The 21019-nt window shown below is 61.9% G+C and carries 20 protein-coding genes and 1 pseudogene; 12 read left to right on the top strand and 9 right to left on the bottom strand.

The genetic code is table 11. The features are described 5' to 3' along the window. Nucleotides 1-1221 (bottom strand): hypothetical protein, encoded by a 1221-nt coding sequence (locus M5G11_RS00250; RefSeq protein WP_273913051.1) that lies wholly within the window; start codon nt 1219-1221, stop codon nt 1-3. Further along, nucleotides 1212-3539 (bottom strand): hypothetical protein, encoded by a 2328-nt coding sequence (locus tag M5G11_RS00245; protein ID WP_273913050.1) that lies wholly within the window; start codon nt 3537-3539, stop codon nt 1212-1214. The genes M5G11_RS00250 and M5G11_RS00245 overlap by 10 nt, the downstream gene beginning before the upstream one ends. A 387-nt stretch (nt 3540-3926) precedes the next feature. Here M5G11_RS00245 and M5G11_RS00240 point away from each other — a divergent pair, with 387 nt between their 5' ends. Further along, complete coding sequence (locus M5G11_RS00240) at nt 3927-4409, top strand: cupin domain-containing protein (protein ID WP_273913049.1); 483 nt, start codon at nt 3927-3929, stop codon at nt 4407-4409. A 33-nt stretch (nt 4410-4442) separates the two neighbouring features. Here the strand turns inward: M5G11_RS00240 and M5G11_RS00235 are convergent, their stop codons facing one another. Further along, a complete protein-coding gene (locus M5G11_RS00235) occupies nt 4443-4697 on the bottom strand; it encodes a helix-hairpin-helix domain-containing protein (RefSeq protein ID WP_273913048.1) in 255 nt (84 codons plus the stop codon). Between the two features lie 35 nt (nt 4698-4732). Then, nucleotides 4733-5518 carry a GNAT family N-acetyltransferase gene (locus M5G11_RS00230; RefSeq protein WP_273913047.1) on the bottom strand — a complete coding sequence of 262 codons (786 nt, stop codon included), beginning with the start codon at nt 5516-5518 and terminating at the stop codon, nt 4733-4735. A gap of 154 nt (nt 5519-5672) precedes the next feature. Between M5G11_RS00230 and M5G11_RS00225 the strand changes: the two genes are divergently transcribed. The 10 genes and pseudogenes from M5G11_RS00225 to M5G11_RS00180 all read left to right on the top strand — a co-directional run bounded on the left by M5G11_RS00225 (nt 5673) and on the right by M5G11_RS00180 (nt 13370). Further along, nucleotides 5673-6182, top strand: a complete 510-nt coding sequence (locus M5G11_RS00225) for an RNA polymerase sigma factor (RefSeq protein ID WP_273913045.1) — start codon at nt 5673-5675, stop codon at nt 6180-6182. A 5-nt stretch (nt 6183-6187) separates the two neighbouring features. Then, the gene (locus M5G11_RS00220; protein WP_273913044.1) at nt 6188-7021 is read left to right on the top strand and encodes a FecR family protein; all 834 of its coding nucleotides are present in this window, start codon (nt 6188-6190) and stop codon (nt 7019-7021) included. Nucleotides 7022-7112: 91 nt separating this feature from the next. After that, nucleotides 7113-9536, top strand: coding sequence for a TonB-dependent siderophore receptor (locus M5G11_RS00215; protein ID WP_273913043.1), 2424 nt, complete (start codon nt 7113-7115; stop codon nt 9534-9536). Between the two features lie 70 nt (nt 9537-9606). Continuing rightward, a complete protein-coding gene (locus M5G11_RS00210) occupies nt 9607-10068 on the top strand; it encodes a GNAT family N-acetyltransferase (RefSeq protein ID WP_273913042.1) in 462 nt (153 codons plus the stop codon). 56 nt (nt 10069-10124) lie between these two features. Then, nucleotides 10125-10226: pseudogene (locus M5G11_RS00205) on the top strand (gamma-glutamylcyclotransferase); the annotation flags it as partial. Between the two features lie 315 nt (nt 10227-10541). Then, on the top strand, nt 10542-11033 hold the full coding sequence (locus M5G11_RS00200) for a GNAT family N-acetyltransferase (RefSeq protein WP_273913041.1): 492 nt from the start codon (nt 10542-10544) through the stop codon (nt 11031-11033). A 57-nt stretch (nt 11034-11090) separates the two neighbouring features. Beyond that, nucleotides 11091-11807: an AzlC family ABC transporter permease gene (locus M5G11_RS00195; protein ID WP_273913040.1), complete on the top strand. Its 717-nt coding sequence runs from the start codon at nt 11091-11093 to the stop codon at nt 11805-11807. Then, nucleotides 11797-12105, top strand: coding sequence for an AzlD family protein (locus tag M5G11_RS00190; RefSeq protein ID WP_273913039.1), 309 nt, complete (start codon nt 11797-11799; stop codon nt 12103-12105). Before M5G11_RS00195 ends, M5G11_RS00190 begins: the two co-directional genes overlap by 11 nt. Before the next feature lie 37 nt (nt 12106-12142). Continuing rightward, on the top strand, nt 12143-12730 hold the full coding sequence (locus M5G11_RS00185; RefSeq protein ID WP_273913038.1) for a nucleotidyltransferase family protein: 588 nt from the start codon (nt 12143-12145) through the stop codon (nt 12728-12730). Nucleotides 12731-12809: 79 nt separating this feature from the next. Further along, nucleotides 12810-13370, top strand: a complete 561-nt coding sequence (locus M5G11_RS00180) for a cysteine hydrolase family protein (RefSeq protein WP_273913037.1) — start codon at nt 12810-12812, stop codon at nt 13368-13370. Nucleotides 13371-13379: 9 nt separating this feature from the next. On the opposite strand, the gene M5G11_RS00175 is transcribed toward M5G11_RS00180, so the two are convergent. The 5 genes from M5G11_RS00175 to nspC form a co-directional block, all read right to left on the bottom strand. Further along, the gene (locus M5G11_RS00175; protein WP_273913036.1) at nt 13380-13586 is read right to left on the bottom strand and encodes a DUF3079 domain-containing protein; all 207 of its coding nucleotides are present in this window, start codon (nt 13584-13586) and stop codon (nt 13380-13382) included. 157 nt (nt 13587-13743) lie between these two features. Then, nucleotides 13744-15732 (bottom strand): peptidase U32 family protein, encoded by a 1989-nt coding sequence (locus tag M5G11_RS00170; RefSeq protein WP_273913034.1) that lies wholly within the window; start codon nt 15730-15732, stop codon nt 13744-13746. 224 nt (nt 15733-15956) lie between these two features. Next, the gene (locus M5G11_RS00165; RefSeq protein ID WP_273913033.1) at nt 15957-16334 is read right to left on the bottom strand and encodes a RidA family protein; all 378 of its coding nucleotides are present in this window, start codon (nt 16332-16334) and stop codon (nt 15957-15959) included. Nucleotides 16335-16527: 193 nt separating this feature from the next. After that, nucleotides 16528-17763 carry a saccharopine dehydrogenase family protein gene (locus tag M5G11_RS00160; RefSeq protein ID WP_273913032.1) on the bottom strand — a complete coding sequence of 412 codons (1236 nt, stop codon included), beginning with the start codon at nt 17761-17763 and terminating at the stop codon, nt 16528-16530. Between the two features lie 26 nt (nt 17764-17789). Beyond that, the gene (gene nspC, locus M5G11_RS00155; RefSeq protein WP_273913031.1) at nt 17790-18887 is read right to left on the bottom strand and encodes a carboxynorspermidine decarboxylase; all 1098 of its coding nucleotides are present in this window, start codon (nt 18885-18887) and stop codon (nt 17790-17792) included. A gap of 413 nt (nt 18888-19300) precedes the next feature. On the opposite strand from nspC, the gene M5G11_RS00150 reads away from it, so the two are divergent. After that, nucleotides 19301-21016 carry an amidase gene (locus M5G11_RS00150; protein ID WP_273913030.1) on the top strand — a complete coding sequence of 572 codons (1716 nt, stop codon included), beginning with the start codon at nt 19301-19303 and terminating at the stop codon, nt 21014-21016. Nucleotides 21017-21019 lie beyond the last annotated feature (3 nt).

Below are 21019 nucleotides of genomic sequence, written 5' to 3'. Positions count from 1 at the left end.
TTACCTTGCCCGGGCCTGCCAGGCCTGGATTTCCTCGGCCTGGGGCGAGGCCATGTCCGGCCACGGCACACCTTCGGTCAGGTACAGCGGGTCATTGGGCTGGCGCTCAATGCGTTTGCTGAAAATATGCCGGGTGGCGTACTTGACCGACACCGCTTGCGGGGCAACTTGCAGAAATTGTTGTGGCTGACGCCCGGCCACCAGCCATTCGACCATGGCCGAAGGCGCATCAAGGCGCTCGTACAGTTGCGGATATCGAGCCACCAGGCGAGTCTGGGCGGTCGGGTCGTTGACCTCTTCGATGCGCAGCCAGCCGGCTTCGGTGCGCACGATACCGATGGCGATGCAGTCGGCGGGGGTCTGCTGGTCGGTACCCAGGGCATTCAGACACTGCAGCAAGTCCTGGTAATAGCGCTCGACCGGCGGGCGGTTCTGCTTGCCCTTGACCTGCTCGACAGTCAGGCTGCCGTCGGCCTGGACGATCAGGCTGATGGTGATGTGTGGCATACCCTGGCCGTCGCGAAAGCTGAACAGGCGCATGCGCCGCTGCTCCACCGCTTCGGCATAGCGCTCGCCGTAGCCGCCGGTCAAGGCGCGGCGATCGGCGAACTGGCCCAGGCAGTGGCGCATCACGTAGCTTTCAAAGGCCATTTCCGCGCGCAGCACGGCACTCTCGGGGCGCAGCTCCTGCAACACGTGCTCTGCGCTGGTCACCCGCGCAAGCAAGGCCTCGGGCTGGCTCTGGCACCAGCCCTGGTCGATCCGCGCAGCCATCTGCGCGTGTTCCTTTTGCCACAACGCCAGCGCCTGCGGGCAATTTATGCGGTTGAGCTTGCCGGCCAGCGCCGTGCCCTGGCGCGAGGTGAGGAACTCCACCAGCAAGGCCTCCTGGGCCAGCAGTGGCGCCTGTAGCGGATCGACCCAGACCAGCAACGCAAGCGCCTGCTGCGAATCCTTGCCGGCGTCGCTCAAATGCCTGGCCACCCATGACGGCGGCTCGCTTCCGAGTGCCTCGACAGCCTGCTCCAGGGTCAGGATCGGCCGTGCAGGCTCGAAGTTGCCAACCAGATGACGGTAGAAATGGTTGAGCAACCAGTTGCCCACCTCTGGCGCATCACCACGCGCCTTGCTGCGCTCGGCAATGCCGCGCTTGAGCTGATCGGCATTGAGTGCGTTGCGTGGGGCGTAACCGGACTGGCGCAGCCCCGGCGTCACTTCCATATCTGCCACCAAGCCTTGCCGGTCGGTTTGTCCCAAGCCTGCAGCGCAGCGATGGCCTGGCGGAAGACTTCATTGTTGTTCTGGTCGACCTCGTTGTTCGGGTCACTGCGCAGGATGGCCCGTTGGTAATACTTCAGGGCTTCTTCCTTGCGCCCGAGGCCCTTGAGCACATCGCCGGCGCAGCCCAGCAGAGAGGGCTCGTCGCGTTCGTCGATGTGCGGTGCGTAACGCAGCCAGAGGCTGGTGGCCGCCTCCGGCAGGCTGTACGACAGGTACATGGCAACTTTCATCCGCGCGAACAGCGGTGAGTACTCGAGCTCCTTGTCGCTAAGCCCGCACTCTTCCTGCCATTTGAGGATGCGCTCCAGCCAGATCGGAATCTCCCGTTCACGGTCCAGGTGGTACAAGGCGCGGGTGACTTCCTGCAAGTATTCTTCCGGGTCGTGGCGGCTGTAGCCATAGTCGGCCGCGTAGTGCCAGAGCTGTTCGGCGGCATCGACGATGCCCGGGTTGTCCTCCAGCCGAATGCGGTTGTGAAGGATGCCCTGATAATGTTCCGCGAACGAGCTGGCGGCGATGCCGCGGGTATGCAGCTCAAGGGCCTGGCCATAGAGGCCTTGGTCGTTGTAGCAGCGGTAGTTGATCGCCAGGTTGTTGCACAGCATCGAGTACAGGTGCGCGCAGGCATCGAAGCGGTGCCCGTGGCCGCTGGCGAAACACTGTTCCATCCGGGCCTGGCCGTGTTCGTAGGCAGCCTTTTGAACGTCGTACAGCAGCGCCCAGGCCTGCTGCGCTTCCTCGCTCGAGAGATTCTCGACGTGCGCTTCGACCAGGTCGTCGATGCTGGTCGCGAACTGGTAGTAGTACATGCCGCTGGCCATCGGCGGCAAAGGTTGGCGCAGGGCATCGAGAATGCCGAATACGTTGGCATGCGCACTGAACAGGCTGAAGGCGCTGCGATTGTCCTGCATGTCGCCGGCCGAAACGGCCTCGCGCAGCATCGCCAGCTCGGTGCTGGCGTCGATGCGCCCGGCCTGGCGTTCACGCACCGCCATCAGGCGGGTGATCCACGGGTGGTTTGGCGCGCGGCGTCGGGCTTCTGCAAGGGCCTGGGCGAAGACGTTGTCGATTTGCCCAAGGTCATCGCGTGCGGCCTGCAGTGCATCAAGCAGCGGGCCCTGAGGCGGCGTCGACTCATCACGCCAAGGCAGGCCGGAAATGAACCGTTCCAGCACCGCTTGATCGTCACAGGCACGCATCACGCACAACGGCCACCATGCGGATGCGTCCTCGGCATCAAGCAGGCGCTCGTGTACCCAGTAAGCCGTGCCCGGCCACAGTTCGCCGCGCATTTCATAGATTTCCATGAACGCACGTTGCCCAGCCTCGTCGATCTGACCGCTCTCGAGCAGCCAAGGCAGATGGAAGTCAACGAAGTTGTCACCGCCGCTGGATTCCAGGCTCAGGGTTGCCACTTCACAGATGTTCAATGCGCCGGCCAAGTCGTCCTGGGCCTGTCGTGAGCGGGCCGCCAGGCGCGCCAGGCGTACTTCCCATTCGCGGCGCTGGGGCAGCGACAACTCGGCAATCAAGCGCACCACAGGTTGCTCGAACGTTGCCAGGCGAAACGGCACGATGTCGATCAGCGCATCGCCCAGCCACAGCCAGTCGTTGCCGTTGACATCCTGATCCTCGCCGGCGGTGCGCAACGCGGCAATTGCCGCCAGCGCGGCTTCGCGTGCTTCTTCGTCACGATCGTGGTTGGCCAGCACCCGGGCCCGGCGCCGCTGTTGATCGGCATCGTCCCAGGCCCGCAGGGCGTGACGGTCGGGGTTGATCAAGGCCAGGCTGTGACGCACCTCGATGGCTTTGAGGGCGACGTCGGGGGTGGTGTGTTGCAGATCGTCGAATATGCGGTAGCGCCGGTACTGCTCGATGTCGAACGGCAGCGGCTCGTTGGTCAATTGCTGCAAGGTGTCGAGCGCCTGCAGCAGGCTTGGCTCGTCCTTGAGGTAGTTGCCCAGGCGCAGTTGGTAGATCAGCAGGTTGACCTTGAGTTCGTTGCGCGCCTCGGCAGGCGTAGCCTCGATCAGGGCCTGGCCGTCGTCGGCCAGTACCGCCTTGGCCGCGTCAGCGTCACCGGCATTGACCCACAGCACGTGCAGGCGATCGATAGATTCCAGTGAGGCGGCCTTGAGTGGCTGGGCGCGCAGTTGGCCCAGCAGGTAGTCGGCACCGTTTTCCTGGTGCTCGACCTCAAGACGGTCCATGAATTGATCCAGCTGGATGCCGGACAGCACGGTGCTGTTTTGCGTCATTGTGAACTCCATGTGCGAATGACTGTGCATCGCCCGATGCATCCTGCGCCGGCGCCCTTGAACAGGGCAGCGGGTACTCGCGTAGGTCTGTTTTTGACACGCAATGAATAGCGACAGGGATCGGGCAATACAGCGAGGTGGCGCACGCTACCAGTTGGCGTTTGAAAATCCAAGCGTGCAAAGGGGGCAGAATCATTGATTCACGGGCAAGCAGTGGGTCGCCATGACACCGTGTAGCGGGTACAAGCAAAGCGGCCGTGTAGAAAACGGACACCCAACTGGTTAGCGCTTGTTTCAGACACAGGCGGTGAAAGCTCCTGTAATTGTCTAGCCTTCCTAGCGCGGCTGTTGCGGCCAACCCTATGGCCCGTTGCAAAGGAGATTGAAATGATCGGCACCCCAGAGCCAAACCCCATCAATGCGCTCGATGCGCCCGAAAGGGCCCGCCCCAGTAACTACCCTGAACCCTTTGCATCCCTTATGCAGGGACGTAAAAAGCGCCCACTGGGTGATCTGTTCAATATCAGGAACTTTGGCGTGAACCTGGTCCATCTCCCGCCTGGAAGCATGTCGGCGCTTCACCATGCACATTCGCGCCAAGACGAGTTCATCTATGTGCTGGAAGGTCACCCCACCTTGTTCCAGGGCTATGCCACGGTGCAACTCGCGCCGGGAATGGTTGCCGGATTCCCGTGCAATGGGCTTGCACATCATCTGGAGAATCGATCGGACAAAGACTGCATTGTCCTTGAGGTGGGTGATCGCAGTCTCGGCGATCAAGTGACGTATCCCTGCGACGATCTGCAAGCTGTGACGGGGGCAAATGGTGGGTGGTGTTTCACCCATAAAGATGGCCGGCCCTACGAATAAGCACGTTCCAAGAGCACCGGCAGCCTCTGTGCGCTATACGCCGACCTTTTCCCCTTGCCAGGCCTTGGCCAGCGCAATGGCCGCATTGATCGCCGCACGTGCCTGGGGGCTGTTCTTCCAGCAGGTCGAGCCGGTAATTGCCGAGGCCTGACTGAGGATATCGCCGACATTGGCCGTGCTGAGCACCGCCAATGAGTCGATACCCATCTGTTCGAGCCTTGCGATGACGGCGGGGCCCACGCCCTTTTGAGCGAGAAGGGCCTGATGTTCCGTGGGTAAAAAGGGCATCCGTAAACTCCTGTAATGGGTTGCTGAGGTCGAACTTAATCTTCGGCGAGGCGGTACAGCGCTTGTGCGTGTGAAACCGTCAGGCCGGCGCGTTGCAGGTTTCGGCGGCTTTGCGAGTTGGCCAGGGCGGTAGCAGCAATCAGCCGGCTACCGTGCAACTTTGCCTGCTCGATACGGTGGTTGATCAGCGCACCATGGTAACCAAGGCCCCGTGCGCTTTTCTGCGTAGCTGCCGTCCCGAGGTAGGCAACGCCGTTGCTGGCAAGGTACAGCACGGCACCCGCGACCACTTCACCTGCGCTTTTCAGTACGTAGATTCTGGCGCGCTGGTTCGACGCCGGATAGCTGAAGGAAGCCCGATTCAACAAGCGCTGCTCTGCCTTGGTATGAAAGCCTGCTGCGTGAATATCCAGAAAGGCAGGCAGCGTTTCTGCGCTGACTTCTTCGATGGCAAAGGCGTGCTGGTCGATTACGGCGTGCTCGACAGCACAAGCCAACTGCAAGTGGGTCCAGCCTTTCAGGCGTTCAAGCTGCCGGCCGGCCAGGCAAACACCTTGCTCCAGTGACGCGGGTGCTGCAATCAGCGGCGTTACCGACTGCGACAGCAAGCCCACGATGGCGGCGGCATCGTGCTGGTAGTCGCCATAGACCCGGTTGAACATCGGGCTAGGCGATGCGCTCACGGCAAAGCAGGGGAAACTGCCATTGTGAAACACCCGTGCGCCAAAAGGATTGCCGTCAACGCCAAGCAGGTTCTCGACCCGCGACTGCAAGTACTCCCGCTCGGCAGCCTCGATAGCGAGCGCCCGATCAATATCCATATCTGTACTCCCGTCGGTCCGCCAAAGGACGCAGTCACCCAGTGCTGGCCGGGCGGCAATTCTCCGCTTCAACCACCCCGCCGATCAACGAGCAAATTGCCATGTTCGGAAACAACATGTTATAAATGAGATTCACTATCAATTGGGCGTTATCATGCCGTCGACCGAAAATGATCTGTTGCGAGCCTTGGCTTTGCACTATGACGATCTGGTCGAGCATATTCGCCGACGCTTTTCCAACCAGCATTTCGCCCGCGACGTTGTCCACGACGTGTGCCTGCAAATCCTGGAAAAACCACCACTAAACGCCATCAACCTGCCTATCGCCTTCCTGCGCCGGGCCACCCTCAACCGGGCGATTGATCGACGTCGGGCCGAAAGTACCCGCACGCTGTACGTGCAAAGCCAGCTGGGCTGGGCCGAGCAGCAGCGTGATGATATCGATGGTGCCAGGGCCCTGGAATTCGACCAGCGTCTGCGCGCCTTGCTTGCGGTGATCGACGCGATGCCGTCACGCCAGCGCCAGGTGTTCCTGCTGCATCGCATCCATGGCATGACCCAGCAGGAAATCGCCCAGGAACTGGAGATTTCCGTCAACATGGTTGCCCAGCACTTCATGCGCGCCATGCGTACCCTCGCGCAACGCTGGCAGCCGGAGCTTTGACCCCCATGCAACAGCGCCCAGCCGTCCCCGTGTCGGAGGACCTCGAGCCTTACGCCGAATCCTTGCGTGCCCTGATTCCCAGCCGGGAAGCGTTGCTGGCGGAAGCCAAGGCGCAGTCGGCGCGCCAGGCCAATCGTCGTCGCAAGGCGTCGAGCACTGCTCTGATGCTGGTGCTGGCCGGCTGGGCCTGGCTGGCGGACCCCAGCCTGGGTTATCGCGAGGTGCAGGTCGCCAGCACTGGGCGCGAAGTGGTGCAGCTCGACGATGGCAGCGTGGTTGAGCTGGACGCCGGCAGTGTGCTGCGCATCGAACATCACCTGCGCAGCCGTCAGTTCGAGTTGCTCGATGGGGAAGGGCTGTTCAGCGTGGTGCACCAGCGCTCGCCGTTCATTGTGCGCAGCCAGGGCGTCAGCGTGCGCGATATCGGCACGGTGTTCGATGTGCGCAGTGATTTGCGTGGCGTGCAGGTGGCGGTGCTGCAAGGCGCAGTCGAAGTGGACAATGGCGCGACTCGCCAGTTGCTCACGGCCAACCAGCAGCTACTGGCCAGCCGTCAGGCGCTGGGGGCGGTCGAAGCCAGCAAGCCCGGCGAGCTGGATGCCTGGCGCCGTGACTTGTTGCATTTCGACGGCACGCCGCTGGACGTAGTCGTGGCGCAGTTGCAGCGTCACCGTGACGCGCCGATCCGCTTGACTGGCGCCGATGCTCGGCAGCACCGGCTGAGCGGCCAGTTCCCGGCGGGCAATGTCGAGCAGTTGATTGACAGCCTGCCACACCTTGCCCCCGTCACCGTGCAACGTGAAAACAATGGCGTGGTGACGCTGGATGTACGCCGCTGAAAAAAATATTTTCAGCGGGACATCAAAGTTCGACTCAAGACAAACGCCAATCCCTATGAAACGCATTCTCACTGGCTTTGATAGGGTTCCCATGACGTTCTTTGTCCATCACTTGCGCCAACCGCTGCTCCTGGCGAGCATGAGCCTCCTGGCCGCCGGCCCGCTGTATGCCGAACAGGCGCAGTACCGCTTCGACCTGCCGGCCCAGTCGCTGGACCAGTCAATCAGCGCGCTGGCCCGACAGACTGACAGCCGCATCCTATTCAACACTGATGCCACCCGCGCTGTCCGGGCGCCGGCGTTGCATCAACAGCTCAGCGTAGAGCAGGCACTGCGTCAACTGATCGCCAACAGCGGCCTGACGTTGAGCCGCACCGCGGATGGCCAGTACCTCATTGCGTTGCCCGCCGAGCCCAGTCAGGGGGCGTTGGAACTGGAGAGTTCGACGGTCGTTGGGCGCCTGCCAGTGGCTACCACCGAAGGTAGCCATTCCTACACCTCCGGCGCCGTGACCCTGGGCAAGGGCGTGCAGAAGCTCAAGGACATCCCGCAGTCGGTGACAGTGATGACCCGCCAGCAGATGGACGACCAGAACACCGAGACGATTTCCGACCTGGTCGAGCGCACGCCCGGCCTGACCGCCGCCAAGTCGCCAGGCTCGGGGCTGTTCATCTACTCGCGCGGCTTCAGCATCGACACGATCCAGTACGACGGCGTGCCGATCCCGCGCAACACCTATTCGCTGGGCAGCTACCTCACCGAGGACCTGAGCATCTATGACCGTGCCGAAGTGCTGCGCGGCCCGGCTGCGCTGTTGCAGGGCGGGGACAGCCCAGGCGGGGCGATGAACCTGGTGCGCAAACGCGGGCAGGACAAAGCCACCGTCAGCCTGACCGGCAAGGCCGGCTCCTGGGATCGCTATGGCCTGCAACTGGATGCCGGCGGCCCGCTGAATGCAAGTGGCACCTTGCGTGGGCGTACCGTGGTCAGCCAGAGCGACAACGGTTCATTCATCGATTACGTGCGGGGCTGGAACCAGACGGTATACGGCGCCCTCGACTACGACTTCACCCCGGACCTGACCGTGGGTATCGGCATGGCCAACCAGAAAGGCCACTCGCGCCCGGCCATGCTCGGCACGCCGCGCTACGCCGATGGCAGCAACCCCGACTGGTCGCGTTCGAAATACGTCGGCGCCGACTGGAACCGCGCCAACAACGACCAGAACAGCGTGTACCTCGATGCCAGTTATCGCCTCGACGACAACTGGCGGGTGAAGGCTGCGGGCGTGTACATGAGCGAGCACAACGGCGCCACTTACCAGGCGTTGTGGGATGCCTTGCAAACCAACGGCTCCACGGAAAACACCTACATCGACTGGAGCACCGACTTCACCACCCACAGCAAGGGCCTGGACCTGTACCTGGATGGGCAGTTCACCGGCTTCGGTTTCGAGCAGACCTTCCTGCTGGGGGCCAACTACTCGCATATCGAGACTGACGATCGCTGGGCACGTGCGCCGACCTTCGGGGCGGACTGGAGCAACGTTGATCACCATCGGCCGATGCCGAGCATCTATGACCTGGCCAGCCGCAGCCGTGGTGAGTTGACCGGTTATGAGGTGGAGCAGAAGGGCTTCTACTCGCGCTGGTCGGTCAACCTCACCGAGCCGTTGAAGCTGATTCTGGGCGCGCGCACCAGTTGGTATGACTACACCTACAACGCCGAGCGTTTCGATCACAGCAACCAGAACGAATCCAGCACCAGCACCAATGGCAAGGTCTCGCCGTATGCCGGCCTGGTGTATGCGCTCAACGAGCAGTGGTCGGTCTACACCAGCTACACCGACGTGTTCCAGCCGCAGACTTCGCGTACCTCCACCGGCTCGGTCGTTGAACCGGTTACCGGCAGCAACTATGAGCTGGGCTTGAAGGGCGAACTGCTCGATGGCGCGGTGAATGCCTCGGTGGCCTTGTTCCGCTATGACCAGGAGCACCGCGCGGTGCTGGATCGCAGCGGCTCGAAGGGTTGCGATGGCTGGTACTGCTCGAAAGCGTCCGGCAAGGTGCGCAGCCAGGGCCTGGAGGCACAGGTCAGCGGTGAGGTACTGAGTGGCCTGCAAGTGATGGCGGGTTATGTCTACAACACCACCAAGTACCTGGAAGACGGGGATTACAAGGGCAAGGTGTTCAGCCCGTGGACGCCCAAACACCAGCTCAAGCTGTGGGCGGACTACACCTTGCCGGGTGACTGGAACCGTACCTCGATTGGCCTGGGGACCACGGCGGTGACCGGGACCTCATCGTATGATCATGTGTTCGACCTGCCGGGGTATGCCGTGTGGGATGCGCGGGTGGCGTACAAGGTCAACGATGAAGTCAGCGTGGCGGCCAACCTGAACAATTTGCTCGACAAGAAGTACTATCAGCCGGCGTACAGCACGATCGACTACAACAACTATTACGGCGACCCGCGTAACGTGATGTTCAGCGTCAAGTACACGCCGGTGTTCTGACCGCGCTGGCAAAGGTGGGAGTCACGGCCTCATCGCCGGCAAGGCCGGCTCCCACACAGGAGGCAATTGGATGCAAGCAGCTCCCCTTGTTCGGCCGGCTGGCCCGCGCGATGCCGAGCAGATTACTGCGCTGGTGATGCAGGCCTATGCATCCTACATCCCGCGCATCGGCAAGCAGCCCGGGCCGATGCTCGAGGACTACAGCGACCTCATCGCCAACGCCGAGGTGTTCGTTATAGACCGTGATGCGGACATTCTCGGCGTGCTGGTACTCAACCGGGACAACCAGGTATTGCACCTGGACAACATCGCGGTGTTGCCGCGCTGCAAAGGGCAGGGCCTGGGCAAGGCCCTCATGGCATTCAGTGAAGACTTCGCCCGGCGCAACGGCTGCAACAGCATCCAGCTGTACACGCACCAACGGATGACCGAGAACGTTGAGCTCTACAAGAAGCTTGGCTATGTGGAAACGCATCGAGCGACAGAAAACGGTTTTGCCCGGGTGTTCTTGCGCAAGTCGCTCCAAATGTAGTCAGCGACACGAGCAGGTGATGCAGGCAGTCGGAAAACTTCCAACAGCACTGGGCTTCGCTCGATGAGTTCGAAGGTGCCGAGTATCAGCGGGTGCTGACCGCGGTGCAGTTGGCCAGTGGTGAAGCTGTCGATGCCTATGTCTACGCGTTGAGCTGAAAGTTTTGTAGCCGCTGCCGTCAGGCTGCGCTCGCCTGCAACGCAGGCGCCGCTTTGGGAGCCCTGGCGGACTCCAGCGCAGCCTGGCGGCAGCGGCTACATACGTCAGAACCCTATCCCAGGCGAGGGCGGTGGCGTGTCAGTGCGGGCATGAATACGCTCTCTTTTTGGTTCACTTGCCCGTGATGACAAGCGAGTGCACAAAAGGGGGCAGCGATCTGGGGCTGAGTCTGTATGACCGGATTGCACTCCAGCTGTATCTAACATTCTCCTGGCGCTGGACCTAGCATCGGTCGCTCCGCCCAGGTGCACGCAATGAACGAGATCCCCGGCAACATCGATTTCTCAGGCTTGACGGTGCGTCGGCTGGCGCCGAGCGACCAGGCGATGATTGGTGAACACCGCGAAGCGATGTTCCTTGAGGCGGGTGGTGATCCGGCGACACTGCAGGTGATGACCGAGCATTTTCGGCCTTGGCTGGGTGAGCGACTTCTCGACGGCCGCTATTACGGTTTTGCTGTGTTGGAAGACGATGTAGTGGCCGCTGCGATCGGCCTGATGAGCATCGAGTGGCCACCGCATCCGGCCCACCCCACCCAGGGGCAGCGCGGCTACGTATTGAACGTATTCGTGGAGCCGGCCTACCGGCGCCGGGGGCTGGCTTCGGCGTTGATGAAGCTGGCGGAGGCGGAATTTGCACAGCGCGGCATCGGCTTTGCCGTGCTGCATGCCACCGAGGTGGGCAAACCGGTGTATGCGGGGCTGGGGTGGGCGGCAACGGCTGAGATGGCAAAAAGCATAAATTAGCTTTTGTGCCGTTGCTCAGTACCTGCAAAATAGCCGGCAAATAAAGGAGCCTACGTTTTGCCTACCGTTGATAACCGCTCACTCGAGCTGAAATGGGACGAGGTGCTGGCTGGTTTCAAGCAGCTGCTGCCGATTTCCGTGTTCGTGCTGATCTTCGCCGTGGCCTTCGGCCTTGCGGCGGCGCAGAAAGGGCTGGACGGCGCATCGATCCTGCTCATGAGTACGCTGGTCTTTGCCGGTGCCTCACAGTTTGCCGCGCTCGACCTGTGGGGCGAGCAGGTGCCGCTGGTGCCACTGATCGTCACGGTATTTGCCATCAATGCCCGTCACCTGCTGATGGGGGCCACGCTCTATCCATGGCTGCGCGACCTGCCACGGGCCAAGCGCTATGGCGTGATGCTGGTCGCCTCGGACGCCAACTGGGCCATGGCCATGCAAGCGTTCAATGCCGGCAAGTCGGGTCTGGGCCTGCTGCTGGGGGGCGGGCTGGCGATGTGGGCAGCCTGGGCATTGGGCAGCTGGCTGGGCCTGTATTTTGGCAGTGCAATCGAGAACCCGGTGAGCTTCGGCCTGGACATGGTCATGGGCTGCTTCCTGCTGGCCATGGTGGTCGGCGGGCAAAAGAACCTGCGCATGCTGGTGATCTGGGTTGTCGCGGCCAGCTCGTCGCTGCTGGCCTACTGGTACCTGCCCGCCAACAGCCATGTGGTGGTCGGCGCATTGGCCGGGGGCATCCTTGGCGCGCTGTGGATGGAGAAAAAAGTTGAACATTGAAACCGCCGGCCACGGCACGCTCATCATTATCCTGGTCATGGCGGCGGTCACCCTGGTGACCCGCTGGGGCGGCATCTTCGTGATGTCGTTCGTGCCCATCAACTACCGCACGCAACAGTTCATCAGCGCCATGTCCGGCTCGGTGCTGGTGGCAGTGCTGACGCCCTTGGCGGTCAATGGCGACAATGGCGCCCGAGCGGCGCTGCTGACCACCGCCATCGTCATGCTGCTGGTCAAGAAACCATTGCCGGCCATTGCCGCCGGCATCATTGCGGCAGCGTTGTTCCGGCTGCTTTGAACGCGCAGTTGCGCAGGGCTCGACACATGGAGTGCATATGGCAATGACTGCCGAAGGTCTGCTAACCCTGGCCATGGCCAACCCGATCAATGCCGAGATCGTTGCACGCTTGCCGGCATTGGGCTTGAACCAGTGCATGCTCACCGCAGGCTGTCTGTTCCAGGCGGTGTGGAATGACCAGGCCGACCTGCCGCTGGCCTGGGGCGTCAAGGACTACGACGTGTTCTACTTCGACGATCGCGATCTGTCCTGGGACGCCGAGGACAAGGTCATCAAGGCGGCTGAGCAGCTGTTTCGCGACCTGGGCGTGAACGTCGAGGTGAAGAATCAGGCGCGGGTTCATCTCTGGTATGAACAGCGTTTTGGCAAACCCTATCCCCAACTTCGATCGACGAAAGATGGCGTGGACCGCTATCTGGTCGCCGGCACCTGCATTGGTCTTGAGATTGAATCAGGGGCGCTTTATGCCCCCTTCGGGCTTGCCGATACCGAACTGGGGTTGTTGCGCAGCAACCCGATCAATCATCAGCCTGCGTTGTTCGAGCAGAAGGCCAGGAGCTATCAGGCGCGCTGGCCGTGGCTGAAGATCGTCGGCAGTGCGCCACCTGAGCCCTGGGTGCGCTGATCAGGCCAACCCACGGCTACCCTAGTGGGTGAGTGTCATCTTGATGCGAAACCCCAAACCACCCTTTACCGGACACACCATGACAACTCTGGACAGCAACGCCGCGCTCATCATTATCGATATGCAGAAAGGGATGCTGTCGCCGCAGCTTGGTCGACGCAACAACTTGGGCGCCGAGCTGCGTATCGGGCAGTTGCTCAGCGGTTGGCGAGCCTCGAATCGCCCCGTCGTTCACGTGCGGCATATTTCCCGCGCGCCGGGCTCGGTGTTCTGGCCCGGTCAAGCTGGTTGCGAGTTCCAGGAGGCGCTTGCGCCGCTGGCGCATGAGCATGTGCAGGAGAAGAACGTCCCGGATGCGTTTGCCGCGACAGGGTTGGAGCGTTGGCTGCGGGTGCGCGGTATTCGTCAGTTGGTCATGGTGGGCGTCATTACCAATAATTCACTGGAAGCCACGGCGCGCTCAGGCGGCAACCTTGGCTTTGATGTCATCGTCCCCCCGGATACCACCTATACCTATGATCAGGCCGACCTCAATGGCCGCGTGTGGCCGGCTGAGGACGTGCATGCGCTGTCCCTCAGCAATCTGGCGATGGATTATGCGCGGGTGATCGAGGCGAGCGACCTGCTCAAGGCCATCTAAACGCTGGGGTCACTGTTTCGAGGGTTTCTCGGTGGTCATCGGCAGCTCGAAGCCCCATTCGCCATGCTGGTACCAATCATCGCCGATCATCTCGATGGGGTGCATGGTGCGGTCCGCGCCATTGCCGCAGGCCAGGGAGCTGGCCGCGCAGTAGCGGTCACAGCCCCAGCAGATGCGCTCGGGATGTTTTGGGCTGATGGGGAAGGGCTTGGCCATGAAGACTCCCGGATCCTTGGAATGAGAGTCTTCACGCTATAGCGTTCAGGCGTTGCGGTGCTTGACCCGGATCAAGGCTTGGAAAGCAGGGCTGTCAGTGAGATAGGCACTTTGTAGGAACTGGCAAGGCCTGCTCCCACAACGTGCCAAGTTGCTGTTAGTGCGGTGCCCGCACGATGGTTTTCAGCAGATCCTCAGGGCTGATATGGCCTACCACGCTACCCGGCTGCGGCAAGTTGAAGATATGCCCCTTCATCTTGCCGATGATGTGCATTTCACACGGCTTGCAGTCGAACTTCAGGGTCAGCACTTCATCGCCGTGAATCAGCTGCATCGGCGCCACCTTGGTACGCACACCGGTTACGCCCTTGGCCTGTTTCGGGCACAGGTTGAAGGAGAAGCGCAGGCAGTGCTTGGTGATCATCACCGGCACTTCACCCGTCTCTTCATGCGCCTCGAACGCCGCATCGATCAGCTTCACGCCATGGCGATGATAGAAGTCGCGGGCCTTCTGGTTGTACACGTTGGCCAGGAACGACAGGTGCGATTCCGGGTACACCGGCGGCGGGCTGGTCTCGGCCTTGCGCGCACCACGAGGGTGTGCGGCAATTCGTGCAGCGGTCAGCGCTTCGATCACTTCGCGGCGCAATGCCTTGAGCTGCGAGTTGGGGATGAAGAACGCCTGCGGTGCATCCAGCTTGATATCGGTGGCATGGTACTGCGTGGTACCCAGCTGGCCGAGCAGGTCGTGCAGTTGCTCCAGGGCCTGCTCCGGCTTGTTGGCCGGACCGAACGGGCCGTCCAGGGCAACACTGGCGCTGATGCCTTCTTCGCTGGTGGCAGTCAATTCCAGGCGCTCTTCGCGCAGGCGCGCGTCCCACGTCAGGCCAACCCGGCGCTCGGCGGAGGTTTTCTGCAAGGCCTGCTGCCAGTTGTGGTCCAGGTTGCGGCTCAGCTCGTGGTTCGGGCGCAGGTTGTACATGCCTGCCGGCATTTCATTGGGTTCTACGCGGTAACGGTAGCGCTTGGCACCGTCTTCCTCGAACTCGCCTTTTGGCTCGGCGATGTTGGCGCGAAAACCCACGACCTCACGCTTGACCAGCACATTGAGGCCATCGCCGTTGGACAGCGGCTCATGGGTCACGACCTGCATGTCACGCTTGCCGACCTTCTCGATCACGCCCACCGGCAGGCCGGTGAAGGTTGGCGAGTCGAAGGCGCCGATATCGATCTTGCGGTCGGTGACGAAGTAGTCGGTGCTGCCACGGTGGAAGGTCTTGTCCGGGTCCGGCACGAAGAAGTGCGCAGTACGGCCGCTGGAGGCGCGGGCGAGGTCCGGGCGTCCTTCGAGCACATCGTCCAGGCGCTGACGGTAGTAGGCCGTGATGTTCTTCACGTAGCCCATGTCCTTGTAGCGCCCTTCGATCTTGAACGAACGCACGCCGGCTTCGACCAGGGCGCGGATGTTGGCGCTCTGGTTGTTGTCCTTCATCGACAGCAGGTGCTTTTCGAAGGCCACTACGCGGCCCTGATCATCTTTCAGGGTGTAGGGCAGGCGGCAGGCCTGGGAGCAGTCGCCACGGTTGGCGCTGCGCCCGGTGTGTGCGTGGGAAATGTTGCACTGGCCGGAGAAGGCCACGCACAGCGCGCCGTGGATGAAGAACTCGACTGCTGCGTCGGTTTCATCGGCGATGGCGCGGATTTCCTGGAGGTTCAGCTCGCGGGCCAGTACCAGCTGCGAGAAACCGGCCTGGTCGAGGAATTTCGCTCGCTCCAGGGTACGGATGTCGGTCTGGGTGCTGGCGTGCAGCTCGATTGGCGGGATGTCCAGTTCCATCACGCCCAGGTCCTGGACGATCAGCGCATCGACGCCGGCGTCGTACAACTGGTGGATCAGCTTGCGCGCTGGCTCCAGCTCGTTGTCGTGCAGGATGGTGTTGATGGTGGTGAAGATGCGCGCATGGTAGCGGCGGGCGAATTCCACCAGCTCGGCAATTTCGCCTACTTCGTTGCAGGCGTTGTGGCGTGCACCGAAGCTTGGGCCGCCGATGTACACGGCGTCGGCGCCGTGCAGGATGGCCTCGCGCGCGATGGCGACATCGCGGGCAGGGCTGAGCAATTCCAGGTGATGCTTGGGCAAGGACATAGTTTTTTTAGTCAGGCTTGTCACGGTTGAGGCGCGCATTGTAGCCGTGATTGGCCCGACCGGCATCTGTGTGCTGCCCGGTGGTGGAAATTGCCCCCAGGCAACAGCCTTGCACTGACCCCTGTGGGAGCCGGCATTGCCGGCGATTGGTGTTGCCAATGCGGTCGTCATCGCCGGCAATGCCGGCTCCCACAGAAGGGGAAGTGTTGGGGTGGTGGCCGGTGTTACTTGGCCGCCATCGCCGTCACTTCCACGCGCATGCCTTCAAACGCCAGCGAAGCCACGCCAACCGCTGCACGTACTGGCCACGGCTTGGCAAAGAAGCGCTGGTACACCTCGTTGAACGCCGGGCGATCAGCCATGTCGGTCAGGTAGATGGTCAGGTGCAGCACGCGGTCCATGGAGCTGCCGGCGCGCTCCAGTGCATCCTTCAGCGACTGCAGGGTGCATTCGCATTGCAGGGTGATGTCGCCCAGCTCGATGCTGCCATCGGGACGGGTCGGGATCTGCGTGGACACCAGCACGCCGGCGAAACCGGCGACGTCCGAGGAAATGGAGTCCGCATCCGGGTCGGGAATGAAGGTGATGTCTTGGTTGGCCATGAAGGTCTCTTGGTAGGAGGGTAAGCACGGCATCTTACCTCGCTTGCCTGCAAGGTGGGCAAACAGCCCGAGGGTGACCCATCATCGAGCGCATACACGACGCAGGCTCGGACGCAGCGAAGAGGTTTGAAGAAAGGGGGGTGTTCAGGGGAGGGGAAGGGCGCCCTTCAGGGGGCGCCCGGGTGTTGCTACATCAGTTCCAGGGACGGTCGCCGTTCTCGTCCTTGACGCGGGTTGGCAGGCCCATCACGTCCAGCGCCTTGAGGAACGGCTCGGCTGGCAGCTCCTCGACGTTGACCATGCGCTGCACATCCCACTCGCCACGCGCTACCAGCAAGGCCGCCGCCACTGGCGGTACGCCAGCGGTATAGGAAATACCCTGGCTGTCGGTCTCGGCGTAGGCTTCTTCGTGGTCGGCCACGTTGTAGATGAAGACTTCGCGCGGCTTGCCATCCTTGGTGCCCTTGACCAGGTCACCAATGCAGGTCTTGCCGGTGTAGCCCGGTGCCAGCGAGGAAGGGTCCGGCAGCACGGCCTTGACCACTTTCAACGGTACCACTTCCAGGCCTTCGGCAGTCTTGACCGGCTGCTCGGAAAGCAGGCCGAGGTTTTTCAAGACGGTGAACACATTGATGTAGTGCTCGCCGAAGCTCATCCAGAAGCGCACGTTCGGCACGTCGAGGTTCTTCGACAGCGAATGCACTTCATCGTGACCGGTCAGGTACAGGTTCTGCGAACCCACTACCGGCAGGTCATCGGTACGCTTGACTTCGAACATGGTGTTGCTGGTCCACTGGCTGTTCTGCCAGCTCCACACCTGCCCGGTGAATTCGCGGAAGTTGATTTCCGGGTCGAAATTGGTGGCGAAATATTTGCCATGGGAACCGGCATTGACGTCGAGAATGTCGATCGAATCAATGCGGTCGAAATACTGTTGTTTGGCCAGTGCCGCATAGGCATTGACCACACCTGGGTCGAAACCTACGCCGAGAATGGCGGTGACGTTCTTCTGCTGACACTCTTCGAGGTGTTTCCACTCGTAGTTGCCGTACCACGGCGGCGTCTCGCAGACCTTGCCCGGTTCTTCGTGAATGGCGGTGTCCAGGTAGGCCACGCCGGTATCGATGCAGGCACGCAGCACCGACATGTTGAGGAACGCGGAACCGACGTTGATGACGATCTGCGATTCGGTTTCGCGGATCAGCGCTTTGGTCGCTTCGACGTCGAGCGCATTCAGCGTGAAGGCCTTGATGTCGGCGGGTTGCTTGAGGCTACCCTTGGCCTTGACGCTGTCGATGATGGCCTGGCATTTGGAGATGTTGCGCGACGCGATAGCAATCCGACCGAGTTCGTCGTTGTGCTGCGCGCACTTGTGGGCCACCACCTTGGCGACACCTCCTGCACCAATGATAAGAACGTTTTTCTTCAATTTCTTTATCTCTCCTTTCTGCCCGCTTACGAGAGGCTGGACAGGTAGTCTTCGAACCCAAATTCACGAACCACCTCGACACTACCGTCAAGTTGTTTCACTACGATGGATGGCATTTTCAGCCCGTTGAACCAGTTTTTCTTGACCATGGTGTAGCCAGCTGCGTCAACAAACGACAGCCGATCGCCGATGGCCAGCGGACGATCAAATTGATACTCGCCGAAGATGTCTCCGGCCAGGCAGGACTTGCCGCACACCATGTAGGTGTGTTCACCCGCGCTCGGTGCCAGCTTGGCGTTCAGGCGATAGATCAGCAGGTCGAGCATGTGTGCTTCGATGGAGCTGTCGACCACGGCCAGGTGCTTGCCGTTGTACAGCGTGTCGAGCACGCTGACTTCCAGCGAGGCGCTCTGGGTGATGGCCGCTTCGCCCGGTTCCAGGTAGACCTGTACGCCGTATTTTTCGGCGAAGCCTTTAAGGCGCGCGCAGAAGGCGTCCAGTGCGTAGTCTTCACCGGTGAAGTGGATGCCGCCACCGAGGCTGACCCACTCGACCTTGTGCAGCAGTTCGCCAAAGCGCTCTTCGATGGTGTTGAGCATCTGGTCGAACAGGCCGAAGTCGCCGTTCTCGCAGTTGTTGTGGAACATGAAGCCGGAGATCTGCTCGATCACCTGTTCGATCTTCACCGGGTCCCATTCGCCCAGGCGGCTGAACGGGCGTGCCGGGTCGGCCAGCAGGTAGTCGGAGCTGCTCACTTGCGGGTTGACGCGCAGGCCACGGACCTTGTCGGTGGTCGCTTCGGCGTAGCGTTGCAGCTGGCCGATGGAGTTGAAGATGATCTTGTCGCAGTTCTCGATCATCTCCTCGATCTCGTCGTCGGCCCAGGCCACGCTGTAGGCGTGGGTTTCGCCGGCAAACTTCTGGCGGCCGAGCTTGAGCTCGTAGAGCGACGAGGACGTGGTGCCGTCCATGTACTGCTGCATCAGGTCGAAGACCGACCAGGTGGCAAAGCACTTGAGTGCCAGCAGGGCCTTGGCCCCGGAGTGCTCGCGCACATAGGCAATCTTCTGCATGTTGCTCAGCAGCTTTTGTTTGTCGATGAGGTAGTACGGCGTTTTGATCATTTCGAGGCCTCCGGCAAGGCCAGCCAAAAAAGGATGCGCATTGTGCCTTCACTCGGCAGATATCGAAAGGGCCCAGCCTACACCGGACATGGATACGGGGGGCAGGCACGCTGTCGGCGAGGTGGTGTGTCAAGAATAAATTACGCCTTTGCGGCGCTGCAAAGCCCTGGAACCCGCCATGGCTGGGCAAGTCGTGCCCTGCGACAGTACCTGTCATCGGCCCGCGGCGAATATTCAGCCAAACGCTTCTTGCGTAGAAAGGCCGGGCTTTGTAGGATCCTCCCAGCGCTTAACCTGCCTTGTCATGAGAACCCTATGTACACCCATTCCAAGAAAAGTGATGCCCATGCGCCCGACCACCAGGGTGATGGAAATATTCACCACTTCTCCCACCTGTCGTCGGCGGTAGCAGCATGATCGAAGTCACCGAAGTTTCCATTGCCGAGCTGCGCGCTGCGCTCGAGTCCGGTCAGACGACGGCGGTCGAGCTGGTTCAGGCGTACCTGGCCCGTATCGACGCCTATGACGGCCCTGAAACCGCCACCGCCCTCAACGCGGTCGTGGTGCGCAACCCGCAGGCGCTCAAGGAAGCGCAGGCCTCTGATGCCCGCCGGGCCAAGGGCGAAACCCTCGGGCCGCTGGACGGCATCCCCTATACCGCCAAGGACAGCTACCTGGTCAAGGGCCTTACCGCTGCTTCCGGCAGCCCGGCCTTCAAGGACCTGGTGGCCTACCGTGATGCGTTCACCATCGAGCGCCTGCGCGCTGCCGGTGCCATCTGCCTGGGCAAGACCAATATGCCGCCGATGGCCAATGGCGGTATGCAGCGCGGCGTCTACGGCCGCGCCGAAAGCCCGTACAACGCCGATTACCTGACCGCGCCCTTTGCGTCGGGCTCTTCCAACGGCGCGGGCACCGCGACGGCGGCGAGCTTCTCGGCCTTCGGCCTGGCGGAAGAAACCTGGTCCAGCGGTCGTGGCCCGGCCTCGAACAACGGCCTGTGCGCCTATACGCCTTCGCGCGGGGTGATTTCGGTGCGTGGCAACTGGCCGCTGACGCCGACCATGGATGTGGTCGTGCCGTATGCGCGGACCATGGCCGACCTGCTCGAAGTGCTCGATGTGGTCGTGGCTGAAGACCCGGATAAACGCGGTGACCTGTGGCGCCTGCAGCCTTGGGTGCCGATCCCGAGCGTCGCCTCGGTGCGTCCGGCGTCCTACCTGGACCTGGCCGTGAGCGCCGAGTCGCTCAAGGGCAAGCGTTTCGGTATTCCGCGCATGTATATCAATGCCGACCTGCAAGCAGGCACCTCGGAAGCCCCGGGCATCGGTGGCCCGACTGGTCAGCGCATCAATACCCGCGCTTCGGCGATCACACTGTGGGAAGACGCGCGCAAGGCGCTTGAAGCGGCTGGCGCACAAGTGATCGACGTCGACTTCCCGCTGGTCTCCAACTGCGAAGGCGACCGCCCGGGTGCTCCGACCGTGTTCAATCGCGGCATCGTCTCCAAGGAGTTCCAGCACCACGAACTGTGGGATCTGACGGCCTGGGCCTTCGACGATTTCCTGCAGGCCAACGGCGACCCGAAACTCAACCGCCTGGTTGACGTCGACGGCCCGGCCATCTTCCCGCATGACCCAGGCACGCTGCCTAACCGTGAGGGCGACCTGGCAGCCGGCATGGACGAGTACGTGCGCATGGCCGAGCGGGGCATTACCCCGTACGACCAGATCAGCACCGTGCCGGACGGCCTGCGCGGCCTGGAGCAGACCCGCAAGCTCGACCTGGAAGACTGGATGGACAACCTGCAACTCGATGCGGTGCTGTTCCCGACCGTTGCCGACGTTGGCCCGGCAGATGCCGACGTCAACCCGGCGTCGGCCGACATCGCCTGGAGCAACGGTATCTGGGTAGCCAACGGCAACCTGGCGATCCGTCACCTGGGTGTGCCGACCGTCACCGTACCGATGGGCGTGATGGCCGATATCGGCATGCCGATCGGCCTGACCTTTGCCGGCCGTGCCTATGATGACTCGAACCTGCTGAAGTTTGCGGCGGCGTACGAGGCGACCGGCTCCAAGCGCAGGATCCCACCGCGTACTCCGGTATTGCACGTGAAAGCGTCCTGACCT

This window comes from Pseudomonas fontis (assembly GCF_028656955.1).
GTDB lineage: Bacteria > Pseudomonadota > Gammaproteobacteria > Pseudomonadales > Pseudomonadaceae > Aquipseudomonas > Aquipseudomonas fontis.
This window is presented reverse-complemented; position numbering and strand designations above follow the sequence as displayed.